Source organism: Paraburkholderia sp. MPAMCS5 (assembly GCF_036016995.1).
Classification (GTDB): domain Bacteria; phylum Pseudomonadota; class Gammaproteobacteria; order Burkholderiales; family Burkholderiaceae; genus Paraburkholderia.
This window is the reverse complement of sequence record NZ_JAYXBK010000005.1, coordinates 411,545-425,409: the sequence shown is the minus strand read 5'-3', so window position 1 is coordinate 425,409 and position 13,865 is coordinate 411,545. Positions and strand designations below refer to the sequence as shown.

General features: G+C 62.7%; 13 protein-coding genes. 8 read left to right on the top strand and 5 right to left on the bottom strand.

Annotated elements, in window-relative coordinates:
- Positions 1–17 precede the first annotated feature (17 nt).
- The 3 genes from glcF (at position 18) to VOM14_RS14780 (ending at position 4,023) form a co-directional block, all read left to right on the top strand.
- Positions 18–1,256: a glycolate oxidase subunit GlcF gene (gene glcF, locus VOM14_RS14790; RefSeq protein WP_327629451.1), complete on the top strand. Its 1,239-nt coding sequence runs from the start codon at positions 18–20 to the stop codon at positions 1,254–1,256.
- Positions 1,257–1,275: 19 nt separating this feature from the next.
- Entirely contained in the window at positions 1,276–1,680 is a 405-nt protein-coding gene (locus VOM14_RS14785; protein WP_327629450.1) for a heme-binding protein, read from the top strand.
- Between the two features lie 171 nt (positions 1,681–1,851).
- Positions 1,852–4,023 (top strand): malate synthase G, encoded by a 2,172-nt coding sequence (locus VOM14_RS14780; RefSeq protein ID WP_327629449.1) that lies wholly within the window; start codon positions 1,852–1,854, stop codon positions 4,021–4,023.
- Between the two features lie 170 nt (positions 4,024–4,193).
- Here the strand turns inward: VOM14_RS14780 and galU are convergent, their stop codons facing one another.
- Positions 4,194–5,099, bottom strand: coding sequence for a UTP--glucose-1-phosphate uridylyltransferase GalU (gene galU / locus VOM14_RS14775; protein ID WP_327629448.1), 906 nt, complete (start codon positions 5,097–5,099; stop codon positions 4,194–4,196).
- Between the two features lie 490 nt (positions 5,100–5,589).
- Between galU and VOM14_RS14770 the strand changes: the two genes are divergently transcribed.
- Entirely contained in the window at positions 5,590–5,949 is a 360-nt protein-coding gene (locus tag VOM14_RS14770; protein WP_327629447.1) for a hypothetical protein, read from the top strand.
- A gap of 412 nt (positions 5,950–6,361) precedes the next feature.
- On the opposite strand, the gene VOM14_RS14765 is transcribed toward VOM14_RS14770, so the two are convergent.
- Positions 6,362–6,658: a YciI-like protein gene (locus VOM14_RS14765; protein ID WP_327629446.1), complete on the bottom strand. Its 297-nt coding sequence runs from the start codon at positions 6,656–6,658 to the stop codon at positions 6,362–6,364.
- A gap of 461 nt (positions 6,659–7,119) precedes the next feature.
- Here VOM14_RS14765 and VOM14_RS14760 point away from each other — a divergent pair, with 461 nt between their 5' ends.
- The 4 genes from VOM14_RS14760 (at position 7,120) to VOM14_RS14745 (ending at position 9,084) form a co-directional block, all read left to right on the top strand.
- A complete protein-coding gene (locus VOM14_RS14760; protein ID WP_327629445.1) occupies positions 7,120–7,416 on the top strand; it encodes a PsiF family protein in 297 nt (98 codons plus the stop codon).
- Positions 7,417–7,656: 240 nt separating this feature from the next.
- Positions 7,657–8,106, top strand: coding sequence for a hypothetical protein (locus VOM14_RS14755; protein ID WP_327629444.1), 450 nt, complete (start codon positions 7,657–7,659; stop codon positions 8,104–8,106).
- Between the two features lie 48 nt (positions 8,107–8,154).
- Entirely contained in the window at positions 8,155–8,304 is a 150-nt protein-coding gene (locus VOM14_RS14750; RefSeq protein WP_327629443.1) for a hypothetical protein, read from the top strand.
- 192 nt (positions 8,305–8,496) lie between these two features.
- Positions 8,497–9,084, top strand: coding sequence for a BPSL1445 family SYLF domain-containing lipoprotein (locus tag VOM14_RS14745; RefSeq protein WP_327629442.1), 588 nt, complete (start codon positions 8,497–8,499; stop codon positions 9,082–9,084).
- 398 nt (positions 9,085–9,482) lie between these two features.
- On the opposite strand, the gene VOM14_RS14740 is transcribed toward VOM14_RS14745, so the two are convergent.
- The 3 genes from VOM14_RS14740 to otsA all read right to left on the bottom strand — a co-directional run bounded on the left by VOM14_RS14740 (position 9,483) and on the right by otsA (position 13,505).
- Positions 9,483–10,550 carry a glycosyltransferase family 4 protein gene (locus tag VOM14_RS14740; protein ID WP_327629441.1) on the bottom strand — a complete coding sequence of 356 codons (1,068 nt, stop codon included), beginning with the start codon at positions 10,548–10,550 and terminating at the stop codon, positions 9,483–9,485.
- A 308-nt stretch (positions 10,551–10,858) separates the two neighbouring features.
- Positions 10,859–12,022, bottom strand: a complete 1,164-nt coding sequence (locus tag VOM14_RS14735) for an AAA family ATPase (protein WP_327629440.1) — start codon at positions 12,020–12,022, stop codon at positions 10,859–10,861.
- A gap of 73 nt (positions 12,023–12,095) precedes the next feature.
- Entirely contained in the window at positions 12,096–13,505 is a 1,410-nt protein-coding gene (gene otsA / locus VOM14_RS14730; RefSeq protein ID WP_327629439.1) for an alpha,alpha-trehalose-phosphate synthase (UDP-forming), read from the bottom strand.
- Positions 13,506–13,865 lie beyond the last annotated feature (360 nt).

Genomic DNA, 13,865 nt, shown 5'->3' with positions numbered 1-13,865 from the left:
TCGAAGGCATTCATAGCATGCAAACCAATCTCAGCGATGCCGCCAGAACCCTGTCGCGCGCGGACGAAGCCGAGCAGATTCTGCGCTCCTGCGTGCACTGCGGCTTCTGCAATGCGACCTGCCCGACGTATCAACTGCTCGGCAACGAACTCGACGGCCCGCGCGGGCGCATCTATCTGATCAAGCAGATGCTCGAAGGCGAGCCGGTCACGCAGAAGACCCAGTTGCACCTCGATCGCTGCCTCACGTGCCGCAACTGCGAGACCACGTGTCCGTCCGGCGTCACCTATCACGCGCTGCTCGATATCGGCCGCGCGGAGCTTGAGCGGCGCATCGAGCGGCCCCTGTCCGAACGGCTGCTGCGCGAGGCTTTGCGCCGCTCGATCCCGCATCCCGCGGTGTTCGACGCGCTGCTGAAAACCGGCCGGGCGATGCGGCCGTTTCTTCCCGCCGCGCTTGGACGTAAAATTCCCCGACAAGGTGCGCGCCCGAAACCGCGGCCGTCGCCACGGCATCTGCGCACCATGCTGATGCTCGAAGGCTGCGTGCAGCCAGCGCTGTCGCCGAACACCAACGCGGCCGCCGCGCGCGTGCTCGACCGGCTCGGCATCAGCATCGCGAATGTCAGGGAGGCGGGCTGTTGCGGCGCGACCGATTATCATCTGAATGCGCAGGAGGCAGGCCTTGCGCGGGCACGGCGCAATATCGACGCGTGGTGGCCCGCCATCGAGGCCGGCGCCGAGGCCATCGTGCAGACCGCGAGCGGCTGCGGCGCGTTCGTCAAGGAGTATGGGCATTTGCTGCGCGACGATCCGCGCTACGCGTCAAAAGCGCAGCGGGTCAGCGAACTGGCGAAGGATCTCGTCGAGGTGCTGGCCAACGAGCCGCTCGAACCGTTGCAGGCGGGTCGAGCGGGCGAAGCGAGCCCGGCGCCGCGCAAGATCGCGTTTCACTGCCCCTGCACGTTGCAGCATGCGCAGAAGCTGGGCGGCGCGGTGGAGTCGATCCTGCAACGGCTCGGCTTCGATCTGACTGCGGTGCCCGACGCGCATCTGTGCTGCGGCTCGGCGGGCACGTATTCGATCACCCAGCCGGAGCTTGCGGAAAAATTACGCAAGAACCGGCTCGATGCACTGGAGAGCGGCAAGCCGGAGCTGATCGTGACGGCTAACATCGGCTGCCAGACACATCTGGACGGCGCCGGGCGCACGCCAGTGCGTCACTGGATAGAACTAGTAGAAGCATCCCTACCATGAACGAGACAGGACATTCATTATGCTGAGCAAACCCGTGTTGACCGTTGCCGAAACGACCCGCATCCTCGAAGCCGCGCGCGCGGAAGCCGAGAAGAACCAATGGGCCGTCGCGATCGTCGTGGTCGACGACGGCGGCCACCCGCTCGGCATGCTGCGTCTGGACGGCAGCGCGCCCGCGAGCGCCTACATCGCGACGGAAAAAGCCCGCACGTCGGCCATCGGCCGCCGCGAAACCAAGGTGTACGAAGACATGATCAACAACGGCCGCACCGCGTTCCTCAGCGCGCCGCTCTCGGGTACGCTGGAAGGCGGCGTGCCGGTGATCGTCGATGGTCAGGTGGTCGGCGCGGTCGGCGTGTCGGGTGTGAAGTCGGATCAGGACGCGCAGATCGCCAAAGCCGGGATTCAGGCGCTCGGCGTTTGAGTTTGCGCTCGCTGTGGATTGCTCATGCCGGCGCATCCGCCAGCGCGAATGCCATCGCGCCTGCGTTGTGTCCGGACCCGAAGCAGGTCACTTTGAAAGAAGCTTCTCAGTAGTAGCCCCAACACGGGCCGATGCCCCCTCATCGGTCCCACTAGACAGATGGAGCAGTCGATGACTCAGATGAACACGCGCGGCGGACTGCAGGTCGCCGCCAATCTCGACCAGTTCGTCGAAACCGAAGCCCTGCCCGGCACCGGAATCGACAGCGCCGCATTCTGGTCGGGTTTCGACGCCCTCGTGCACGAGCTGGCGCCCAAAAATCGTGCGCTGCTTGCCGAGCGCGACCGCCTGCAAAGCGAACTGGACAACTGGCATCGCGCCAATCCGGGCCCTGTGCGCGACTTGCGCGCGTATCGGGCATTTCTCGAAGGCATTGGCTATATCGTGCCGGCGCCGGCGAATGTGAAGGCCACCACCGCCAACGTCGATACCGAGATCGCCGAACAAGCCGGCCCGCAGCTCGTCGTGCCGCTGGCGAATCAACGCTATGCGCTGAACGCAGCGAACGCGCGCTGGGGCAGCCTGTACGACGCCCTGTACGGCACTGACGCAATTCCCGACACAAACGGCGCCGAGCGCCAGAAAGCGTTCAACCCGGTGCGCGGTGCCGCGGTGATCGCCTACGCGCGCAAATTTCTCGACGAGGCCACGCCGCTCGCGAACGGCTCGCATGCCGACGCAACGCGCTATGGCGTCGAAGGCGGCAAGCTCGTTGTCGCGCTGAAGAACGGCACGAGCGAACTCAAAACGCCGGCGCAGTTCATCGGCTATCAGGGCGAGCCGGGCGCGCCTTCGGCCGTGCTGCTCAAGCACAACGGCCTGCACATCGAAATTCAGATCGACGCGAACGATTCGATCGGCAAGACCGATGCCGCGCATGTGAAGGACGTCGTGGTCGAAGCGGCGGTGAGCACGATCATCGACTGTGAAGACTCGGTTGCGGCCGTGGATGCGGACGACAAGGTCCAGCTCTATCGCAACTGGCTCGGCCTCATGAATGGCGATCTGACCGAAGAAGTCACGAAGAGCGGTAAGACCTTTACGCGCCGTCTCAACGCGGATCGCGAATACGTCGGCGCGGACGGCAAGACGCCGGTCAAGCTGCATGGCCGCTCGCTGCTGTTCATCCGCAACGTCGGCCACCTGATGACCAATCCGGCGGTGCTGACGAAAGACGGCGCTGAAATTCCGGAAGGCATTCTCGATGCCGTCATCACCACGCTGTGCGCGCTGCACGACCGCCGAACGAAGTTGAATTCGCGCACCGGCTCCGTCTATATCGTGAAGCCGAAAATGCACGGTCCCGCCGAAGTCGCGTTTTCGAGCGAGCTGTTCGCGCGCGTCGAAGATGTGCTGAAGCTGCCGCGCAACACGATCAAGATGGGCATCATGGACGAGGAGCGCCGCACGAGCGTGAATCTGCTCGCGTGCATCGGCGAGGCCTCGGAGCGCGTGGCGTTCATCAACACGGGCTTCCTCGACCGCACCGGCGACGAAATGCACAGCGCGATGGAAGCTGGCCCGATGATGCGCAAGGGCGACATGAAGTCGAGCACGTGGATTGCCGCGTACGAGCGCAGCAACGTGCTGGTCGGTTTGCATGCAGGCCTGCGCGGCCGCTCGCAGATCGGCAAGGGCATGTGGGCGATGCCCGACCTGATGCACGCGATGCTCGAACAGAAGATCGGGCATCCGAAGGCCGGTGCGAACACCGCTTGGGTGCCCTCGCCCACCGCCGCGACGCTGCATGCGCTGCACTATCACCAGATCGACGTGCAGGCAGTTCAGCAGGAACTCGAACGCACTGACTACACCAAGGTGCGCGACGAACTGCTGGACGGCCTGCTGACGATCCCCGTCGTCGAAACGGCGAAGTGGAGCGCCGATGAAATCCGCGCCGAGATCGACAACAATGCGCAAGGCATTCTCGGCTACGTGGTGCGCTGGATCGATCAGGGCGTGGGTTGCTCGAAGGTGCCGGACATTCACGACGTCGGCCTGATGGAAGACCGCGCCACGCTGCGCATTTCGAGCCAGCACATCGCGAACTGGCTGTATCACGGCGTGGTGACGCGCGAGCAGGTCGAGGAAACGTTCAGGCGCATGGCCCAGGTGGTCGATCAGCAGAACGCGAACGACCCGTCCTATCAGCCGATGGCGCCGGGTTTCAACACCATCGCGTTCAAGGCCGCGCAAGCCCTCGTGTTCGAGGGACGCCAGCAGCCTAGCGGCTACACGGAACCGTTGCTGCACAAGTTCCGTCTGGAAGTGAAGAAAGGCTGAGCCTCATTACGGGCTGGCGGCCGCGGCTGGAACATCGGCCGCGGTTAAAAAAACGGGCGCCACGTGATTTCGTGGCGCCCGTTTTTCAATGCGCGCGAGATTCGGAATCTCGCACGCAGGTTCCGCGCGAGTTGCTGCAGCGTTTTGCTGCAAGTTGCCGCTTAAGCCGCTTAAGCCGCTTTAGCCGTGTACTGCGGCTGCACGTTCGCCTGCATATAGGCTTGCAGATACGCTTCGAAATCCGCCTTCACTTCCGGATGACGCAGCGCGAACTCCACCGTCGCCTTCAGATAGCCGAGCTTGCTGCCGCAATCGAAACGCGTGCCGAAGTAGCGATACGCGAGCACCTGCTCTTCCGTGAGCAGCGATTGCACCGCATCGGTCAGTTGCAGTTCGCCGCCCGCGCCCGGCTTCAACGCGCGGATATGCTTGAAGATGGTCGGCATGAGCACGTAGCGGCCGACCACGCCGAGGTCGGACGGCGCCTTCTCCGGAGCCGGCTTTTCGACGATGCCCGACATCTTGATCACGTTGTCTTCCCATTCGCGGCCATCCACCACGCCGTACGAGCGGCTGTCTTCGCGCGCGATGGTTTCCACGCCGATCACCGAGCTGTGATAGTGATTGAACGTGTCGACGAGCTGGCTCATGACGGGCTTCGAGCTGTGCAGGAGGTCGTCGGCGAGAATCACGGCGAACGGGCTGTCGCCCACCAGTTTTTCGGCGCACAGCACCGCATGGCCGAGACCGAGCGCTTCGGCCTGGCGAACATAGAAACAGTCGACATTGGCCGGCTTGATGCTGCGCACGAGATCGAGCAGCTTCTGCTTGTTGCGCGCTTCGAGTTCGGCTTCGATTTCGTAAGACTTGTCGAAATGATCTTCGATGGCGCGCTTGCTGCGCCCCGTGACGAAGATCATTTCGGTGATGCCGGCCGCAATCGCCTCTTCCACCGCGTACTGGATCAGCGGCTTGTCGACGATAGGCAGCATTTCTTTCGGACTTGCCTTGGTAGCCGGCAGGAATCGTGTCCCGAGGCCCGCTACGGGAAACACGGCTTTGGTGACTTTCAGCATGGTAGGCATTCCCAGATCAGTTAGAAATATTTGCGTTCGCGGGCATGACCCGTTCCACGTCGCCGGAAAGGCTAACAAAAAAGGCGCGCAAGATCACCCCTGAAAATTCTTAATTCGAAATTTATGAAACCGATTTACATCTATTGGCGGCGCAGCTGAAAATTCATCAGGCAACATTTACGTTGGAAAATCGGTTTATTTTTCAGCTAATCCGAAAAAATTACCCGTAAAAATGTCGGCGTGAGCGCCCGCCCAATGTGCGCGGCGAGGCTATTTTATGGGCGCGTTTCGTCGTTCTCGTCGAGTTGCGGCAGGCTGGCCGGATTGATGCAAAAGCGTCGGATTAGCGCTTGCGCAGCGCTTCGCGGTATGCGGACGCGGCCACGAAGACGAGCAGTGCGGCGAGGCTGGCGACCCCGCGCAGGTTCATCATGTCACCTCTCTTCAGGGAATCCTCGTTTGAAATAAGCATGACAAAAGCGATAAATAATTGTTCGCGCTGATTCTGGACCCTCAATTACAATTCGTCACAAAATCGACTGGAAAAATCCAGATTCCTGTTCGGATTTTTATCGACTTTTTGCGAGCGCGGTTGAACCGGCATGAGATGCACTGCGGGCGCAGACGGCGTGCGAGCAATCCGGCTTATCAGTTCGACCCGGGCAATTTCTGGGCGCGCCGGTTCGCGCGCATCTATCCGTTGCTGCTCACCCTCGCGTTCGACGGATTCAGTCTGCGATTGCCGCCTGTCAGCCTCGTGAAGCGGGGCGCGGGGCTTTCATGGCAGATGCCATCACTGCGCTCGTCACTCTCGTCCGTTCCGTTGATGGCCGATACCGCCCCGTGTTAGTGCGGGTTGCCCGGTTGCAAAGCACAAAACGTGGTCTCAAGCGTGCATGGGAGAATTTGTGCACGAGGCCTACCATCGTCAAGGTTTGCGTGAATAACGTTGAGCCGTGTTACCGCTTGAAGCAACCTGATTATTTCTCGCTCGATCATTTTTCGAAATGCCACAACGGAAACACTTTCACCATAACGAAACGACAAAATCCGAGAATAATCCGTTCGAGCCAGGCGATATCACAGCACACTCATTTCAGCGTAATTTTTTTGAGCCTTGCATACGCCGATTGGTTGTCGGCGCAGCGAATCGACAGTGCCGACGCTTCGTGACATGGACATCGCGGGAGAGACGCGCGCCAAGCTCCGTTTCCTTCTATTGCTGAGCGCCCGCCGCTGCCTTCACGTGACCGCCGCGCCTTCTAGCGGATCGGATTGGACGCCGCCGCGCCCGCCACGGTCGTCCATTCGCGCACGCGCCAGTGTTTGACAAGGCCGGCTTGCACATACGGATCGGCTTCCGCAAAGGCCTTGGCGGAAGCCGGCGAGTCGCCGCTGAACAGCAAAACGGCGGTGTCGGTCGGATCGGTCAACGCGCCGCCGAGCAGCAGTTCGCCACGGTCAGCCGCGGCCCACGCGAGCTTCAGATGCCGCTCGCGATGCTCGCCGCGCCGCTCGAGATAGTCCGGCACGAGGTCGTAGATCAATAGATAGTGCATGGCAGGCTCCTTAAAGATGAATGACACGAAAGGCCGGGCGACAACGCGATGTCTTTCCCGGACAATCGATGTTTCCGTTCGGCGTTAGGCCGTCTTCAGGCAATCCCCTACTGAATTTTCTTATTAACTACTCATCATGTTATGACGCAACACGCTGCAACGGTTCATGAATGAATTCTCACCATTTAGTCGATCTTAATTGGTCAAATACAGCCAAGCACATCGACAAGTAATTCGTAACGCACAAAACGCGTTCTCTCCGATTTTTAGCCTCATTCCATTTTCGCCAAATTCGGCGAAGCTCCTTTGTCAGGGAAAACGAGCGGCGGCCGCTGTCAACGCAGACGCAGATTTAACCGTTTATGCAGACGGCTTTTGCCATAATGGCTTGCCGAGGGCCGGATGCCGTCGACGCCCGCGTGCATGACGACCAAAACGTTTTCACACCGATGGAGTGTCACATGAAAATCCAATCCGCAATCGCTGCACTGGTACTCGGCGCCGTCCTCGTTTCCCCTGCCTTCGCGCAGAACAGTCAGCAGACCAAGATGGCCGACTGTAACAAGCAGGCCGGCGACAAGAAAGGCGACGAGCGCAAGGCCTTCATGAAAACCTGTCTGTCCGCGAAGCCGGCCGCCGCAGCGCCGATGAGCCAGCAGGACAAGATGAAGGCATGCAACACACAAGCCACGGGCAAGAAAGGCGACGATCGCAAGGCGTTCATGAAGAGCTGCCTGTCGTCCGCGCCGGCCAACTGAGTGTCGCGGCATTGCCGATAAACGCCGCGCCCTTCGCGCGGCGTTTGCGCTTAAAGCTCACGCCCGACGCCGCGTTTCGCCGCGTTTTCCGCTTCCGCGCGACGGCTTCCCCGTGGAGTGGCGCCGCCCGAGCGCGCCGTTTTTCTTCTATGATGGCTGCGGAGACGGCCCACCCCACACCACATTCCAACGGGCCGCCATCTTGTCGTTGATGCCGCAAAGCATCGATTGGAGGCAAGGATGGTATCGAAGCATAAAAACCGCTGGTTGAGGCGGTGGCTGGTCGTCATCGTATTCTGGGCCGTGCCCGTGGCGATCGTTGCAGTCAGCGAGATTCGCGAGGAAATGGCGTACAACGCCGTCGACCTCGAACGCGCGCTGACCACCTGGAATTTCACCGACGCCCAGCGCGCCGCGGGCGCTCCCGCGCGCTGTCATGGCAAGCCGGAAGAGGCGCAAGCCGCCGGTTGCCCCAACGACGTGCTCGCGGCCAATGCGCCGCGTCAGCAGGACGCGATTAACGAATACAGCGTGCGCCGGACCACGCTGATGGTGTATCTCTGGCACGCATTCGTCGGTTACTGGATCGTGCCCGCGCTCACGCTGTTCGCGATCGGCGTGGTGATCGGCGCGGTGCGCCGCGCGCTGCGGCGTCCGCCGGCGGTCAAGAGCCCTGCAAATCACGGCTGACGCTCGCTCAACGCCGCGCCATGGGAACGCGCTGCGGCGATCTGCTGCGTGCAGGCAACACTTTCAATTGAATTGCAAAGCGGATTCGCCGGGCTCGGGATCGGTAAAAATGAACGCCGGCACGCATGGCTCGCAATGGCGCGGCTGCGCGGCGCGCGTGAAAAACGCTTCGTCCGAAGTCTGCTCGAACGCGCTTGACGGGGCTCGCAAGCCGTGCTCCGGCAGCGGTCAAATTTACCGCAACGCCGTTTACGATCTGCCGCAAAGCCCCGTCGCATAAGGCTTTTCGCCCGTCGTCCGAGGGCGCCATTTGCTCATCCGTGTGATATAACTCAAAGGCGGCCGCGCGATATTCGACGGTTGCGCCCCGGAACCATACGGAGAAAAACGATGCAAAGACGACACTTCATGTTGAAGACTACCGCTGCGCTCGCTTTCGGAGGCCTTGCACTCGCCGGATGTACGACCAACACCGGCGGCCACGATACGGCCGCCACCGATTCGTCCAAGCGTCGCTCGATCGACGCGGACGTCGACGGCACCATGTCGCGGCTGTATACGACCGTGAAGGGTTCACGCGAACTCGTGTCCAAGGCGCGCGGCGTGCTCGTCTTCCCGTCGGTGCTGCAAGCGGGCTTTATCGTCGGCGGCCAGTACGGCGAAGGCTCGCTGCGTGTGGGCGGCAGCACCGTCGGCTACTACAGCACGATTTCAGGCTCGTTCGGTCTGCAGGCCGGCGCGCAGTCGAAGGCGATCATCTTCCTGTTCATGACGCAAGACGCGCTCGACAAATTCCGCAATGCCGACGGCTGGTCGGTGGGCGGCGACGCTTCCGTTGCGCTCGTGAAAATGGGCGCGAACGGCGCGATCGACAGCAATACCGCGACCGCGCCGGTCGAGGTCTTCGTGTTGACCAACGCCGGACTGATGGGCGATCTGTCGCTCCAGGGCACAAAGGTTTCGCGCCTGAAGATTTGAGATAGTCGTAGGAGGGCTTAGGCGGGTTGTGTGTGGCGGGCTGCTTTAACGCGGTCACGCCGCAGCCCGCTTGAGTCGGCCGCTGTTTGTGCGGCAGGCGGAATTGATTGGGCGGATTTGATTCGCTGGATTCGATGGGCGGCGAGCGGCCCGGATGCAGTCGTCGTCCAATCTATGCAATTGCGCGCCATCGCGGCAAAACCAAAGCCGCCAGCGCACTCATTGCCAAGAGAACTCCTGCCGGGCACTCCCGGCCGCGAGCTTTCGCCAAACGCTCTCGCCGCAGAACTCTGCCGAGACTTTTCGCCAGGCGCTCTCGCCGCGAACGCCCGCAAAGGCTAGCGCCCTCGCCTGCGCCAGCCTTGCCAACCAGCTCATGCAAGCCGCCTCCGCGGCGCTTAGCGCCCCGAACTATCCACCACCTTGAAGCGCGAACGCTTCTGCGCGCGAATCACCGATTGATACGCATCCACATACTGCTGCGCCATGCGGTGCGACGTGAAGCGCTCCTCGAAGCGCCGCCGCACGCCCGCGCGCGGCAACTTGTGCAGGCGGTTGACCGCCGCCACCGCGCCGATCTCGTCTTCGACGATAAAGCCCGTCACGCCGTCTTCCAGCACCTCAGGCACCGAGCCGCGATTGAATGCGACGACCGGCGTGCCGCACGCCATCGCCTCGATCATCACGAGGCCGAACGGCTCCGGCCAGTCGATCGGGAACAGCAGCGCGTGCGCGCCCGACAGGAACTCGGCCTTCTGATGATCCGCGATCTCGCCGATGAACTCGACATGCGGCAAATCCAGCAGCGGCCGGATATCGCGCTCGAAATATTCGCGATCCGCGGCGTCCACCTTCGCGGCAATGCGAATCGGCAGTCCGCAGCGCCCGGCGATCCGAATCGCGGTGTCGACGCGTTTTTCCGGCGAAATGCGTCCGAGAAACGCGAGGTACTTCTGCTCGACCGGCTGCGGCGTATAGAGCTGCTCGGGCAACCCGTGATAAACGGTGGTCAGCCAGCGCGCCTGCGGCAACGGATGACGCTGCGAATTTGAAATCGAGATAACGGGCGCGGTGTTGAACGTGTCGAACACCGGCTGTTGTTCGGGCAGATCGAGCCGCCCGTGCATCGTCGTGACGAACGGCGTGTCCTGGCGCTTGAAAACGGAGAACGAGTAATAGTCGAGGTGAAAATGCAGCACGTCGAATTCCTCGGCCTGGCGGCGCACGAGTTCCATCAGCAGCATGTGGGGCGCCACGCGATCGCGGATACCGGGGTCCAGGCGCAGCGCGCGCGGCCAGACGGGTTCGAGCTTCGCGCTCGTAACGGAGTCGCCGCTTGCGAACAGCGTCACATCATGGCCAAGTTCGACGAGCGCCTCGGTGATGTACGACACGACGCGCTCCGTGCCGCCATACAGCTTCGGCGGCACCGATTCGGTCAAGGGGGCGATCTGCGCAATCTTCATAGTTGTCTCCGTGAACTGACGGCCTGGGACTTGGCGTGCACCCGGTTTTACCCGAGCACTTCGACTTCGCCGCGCCGTCAGTGGCGCTGCCTCGCGCAGCGCCGGTCTTCGATCAATGCGCTGGTGGCCGCCCTACCTCGCACCTGTCTGCGCGACGCGTGCACGAGCACCACGAGCACCATGAACACCGGGTCCATTATTCCCTACCGGGGAACAAAAAGCGCCGGGTCTTGCATTTGTTCGGCGCTGTTACATCCAGTTTACATTGCCTGGGGCACCGAAATACTCTCCGCATCGCGCGAAGCCGCTCAGCGCGAAGGCCATTTCCACGCCGGGATGTCGCGCTCGTCGGCGTCGGCGATACGGGTCGCGCCGAAGTGCTTTTCGAGCAGTATCGATTCGCTCGCCTTCCCGCGTACGAGCGCCGCGATGAGCCGCGCCGCGTGCGACACGACAAGCACCTGCGAATGCTGCGCGGCCCGCGCGATCAACCGCGCCAGCGCCGGCAACAGGTCCGGATGCAAACTGGTCTCCGGTTCGTTCAACACCAGCAGCGCGGGCGGACGCGGCGTCAGGAGCGCGGCCACCAGCAGCAGATAGCGCAAGGTTCCGTCCGACAACTCCGCGCCCTTCAGCGGCCGCAGCAGGCCCTGCTGATGCATCAGCACCTCGAAGCGGCCGTCCTGTGTCGCGATGTCGAGACGCGAACCGGGAAACGCGTCGTCGATGGCGGCGTCGAGCGCGGCCGGATCGCCGATCTCACGGATGGTCTGCAACGCCGCGGCGAGGTCCGCGCCGTCGTCGGACAGCACCGGCGTATGCGTGCCGATCTGCGGCATGCGCGCGGGCGCGTCGGAATCCGTGCGGAAATGGTCGTAGAAGCGCCACGAGCGGATCTGTTCGCGCACCGTGATCATCTCCGGCGCGCAGCGCGGGTCGGCGAACTCCGTCATCATGCTGTCGAAGCTCGCGACGGGCTGCGGGACCGTTTGCCAGTCGCCGTTTTCATCGCGCGTGCGCAGCGCCGCGCCCTGCCGGTCGACCAGCAGCGCCGACGGCCGCAACACCGGCCCGCTCCAGATGCATTCGCGCTTGATGAGCGGATCGAGCACGAAACGGCTGGTGCCGGGAGGTGGCAGCCCGAGGTCGATTGCATAGCTGAACTGGCGGCCCGCGAAGCCGAGCCGCAGACTCACCGGCTCCGTGCGGCGCGTGCCCTGAACCTCGACTTCGCCGGTCAGCATGGCGCGTGAAAAGCGTTCGGGACCGGCCCATAACGTCGACGGCAAGCCGCCTTCGCGCGCCAGCGACGTAATCACGCCGCCGCGCGCCGTTTCCGCGAGCAGCCGCAACGAACGATAAACGCTCGACTTGCCGCTGCCGTTCGCGCCCGTGATCACGTTCAGCCCGCCGAGCGGCACGATCAGTTCGCGCAGCGATCGGTAACCGGCGATGGCGAGCGCGCTCAGCACGCGGTCATCCGCGAAAGGGAGTCACGCACGGCGCGCGCGCACGGCCGGAAGACGCGTTCCTTCGGCCACCTCATTACTTGTGCCCGCCGCCCTTGCCCGGCTTTTGCAGCGGCACACTGCGCAGATCGCGCAGGAAGCTGTCGCGCCATACGCCGAGATCGTTCTTGCGCAGCGCCGCCATGTTGATCTCGTGGCGCCGCTGACGCGCGTCGAGCGGCATTTGCAGCGCGCGCTGCAAGGCCTCGCACATGCCGATTGCGTCGTGCGGATTGACGAGCAGCGCGCCCGTCAACTCCGCCGCCGCGCCCGCGAAAATGGACAGCACGAGCACGCCCGGATCGTCGGGATTCTGCGCGGCGACATATTCCTTGGCGACCAGATTCATGCCGTCGTGCAAGGGCGTGACGAAACCGATCTGCGATTCGCGGAACAGCGACATCAGTTTCCAGCGGTCGTATTGCTGATTCAGATAGCGGATCGGCGTGTAGTCGAGGCCCGAATAGCGCCCGTTGATGCGCCCTGCTTCGTACTCCAGATCCTGGCGGATTTTCTGATAGGTCGCGACGTCGGAACGCGTGGGCGGCGCGATCTGCACGAGCGTGACGTTGCCGCGCCATTCGGGCGAACGCTCCAGCAGATGCTCGAAAGCGCGAAACCGTTCGACGAGTCCTTTCGAATAATCGAGCCGGTCCACGCTCATGATCAGCTTGCGGCCTTCCAGACTCTGCTTCAGTTCGAGCACATGCTGACGGCTTTCGTAGCGCTTCGCCTGCTCGGCGATTTCGTCCGGAAACACGCCGATGCGGTACACGCCCGTGCGCAGCTTGCGGCCAAACGCCTCGACATGCCCGTCCGACACCTTGCCGCGCGCGTGACGCGCCACGTAATCGTGGAACGCCTGTTCGTCGGTGGCGGTCTGGAAACCCAGCAGGTCGTAGCACGACAGCGACTTCACCAGCTCTTCGTGCGGCGGAATGTTGAGCAGGATTTGCGGCGACGGAAACGGAATATGCAGAAAGAAGCCGATGCGATTCGTGACGCCTTCGCTGCGCAACGCTTCGGCGAACGGGATCAAGTGATAGTCGTGAATCCAGATCACGTCGTCGGGTTCGAGCAGCTTGATGAGCTTGTGCGCGAGCCATGCGTTGACGCGCCGGTAGCCCGCGTATTCCTCACGCTCGTAGCGAGCGAGGTCGTTGCGATAGTGGAACACCGGCCACAGCGTCGCGTTCGAAAAGCCGCGGTAATACTGGTCGTAGTCCTTGCGCGTGAGGCCCACGGTCGCGAAGGTCACGGCGCCGTCCTGTTCGAGCGTGGGCCCCGCGTTGGCGACCGTCTCGCTGACCACGTCGCCACTCCAGCCGAACCACACGCCTCCGGCGTCCTTCAGCGCACCGAACACGCCGACCGCGAGGCCGCCCGCCGATCCTTTGGTTTCCGTCGGCGTTGCGACGCGATTCGACACGACGATCAGTCGGCCCATGTTGCTAGTCCTCCTTGTTTCGCGCGGCATCTGCCTGGGTGCGGACGGCGCTCGTCACGCATCGAGCGCCTCGACTGTTTTCTGCATGCCGCAACCCTGCCGCGCCGGATTGATCAGTGAGTGGACGGTTCGACTCCTTTGCCGGCCGATCGGTTGCATCGATTGCATCGGCTACGTCGTTTCCGTCGCTTCGCGCGAGAGGGTCCACCGGAACGCGTGGATCAAAAACGGCATGAAGGAAAGTCTCCTCCTCGCTCGAATGTGGACAGGCTGGCGGCGCCCGCGTGAGTGGCGCCCCGGCTCAGTTGAACGTGTGCGCTGCAAGCGGCACCCGCCAGAAAACAAACGCTACGACGAAAA

Excerpts from the sequence above, each read along its gene's own strand:
- VOM14_RS14765 (WP_327629446.1), bottom strand. The coding sequence starts at position 6,658 with ATGCACTATCTATTGATCTACGACCTCGTGCCGGACTATCTCGAGCGG.
- glcF (WP_327629451.1), top strand. The coding sequence starts at position 18 with ATGCAAACCAATCTCAGCGATGCCGCCAGAACCCTGTCGCGCGCGGAC.
- VOM14_RS14760 (WP_327629445.1), top strand. The coding sequence starts at position 7,120 with ATGAAAATCCAATCCGCAATCGCTGCACTGGTACTCGGCGCCGTCCTC.
- VOM14_RS14785 (WP_327629450.1), top strand. The coding sequence starts at position 1,276 with ATGCTGAGCAAACCCGTGTTGACCGTTGCCGAAACGACCCGCATCCTC.
- VOM14_RS14780 (WP_327629449.1), top strand. The coding sequence starts at position 1,852 with ATGACTCAGATGAACACGCGCGGCGGACTGCAGGTCGCCGCCAATCTC.
- galU (WP_327629448.1), bottom strand. The coding sequence starts at position 5,099 with ATGCTGAAAGTCACCAAAGCCGTGTTTCCCGTAGCGGGCCTCGGGACA.
- VOM14_RS14740 (WP_327629441.1), bottom strand. The coding sequence starts at position 10,550 with ATGAAGATTGCGCAGATCGCCCCCTTGACCGAATCGGTGCCGCCGAAG.
- VOM14_RS14745 (WP_327629442.1), top strand. The coding sequence starts at position 8,497 with ATGCAAAGACGACACTTCATGTTGAAGACTACCGCTGCGCTCGCTTTC.
- VOM14_RS14755 (WP_327629444.1), top strand. The coding sequence starts at position 7,657 with ATGGTATCGAAGCATAAAAACCGCTGGTTGAGGCGGTGGCTGGTCGTC.
- otsA (WP_327629439.1), bottom strand. The coding sequence starts at position 13,505 with ATGGGCCGACTGATCGTCGTGTCGAATCGCGTCGCAACGCCGACGGAA.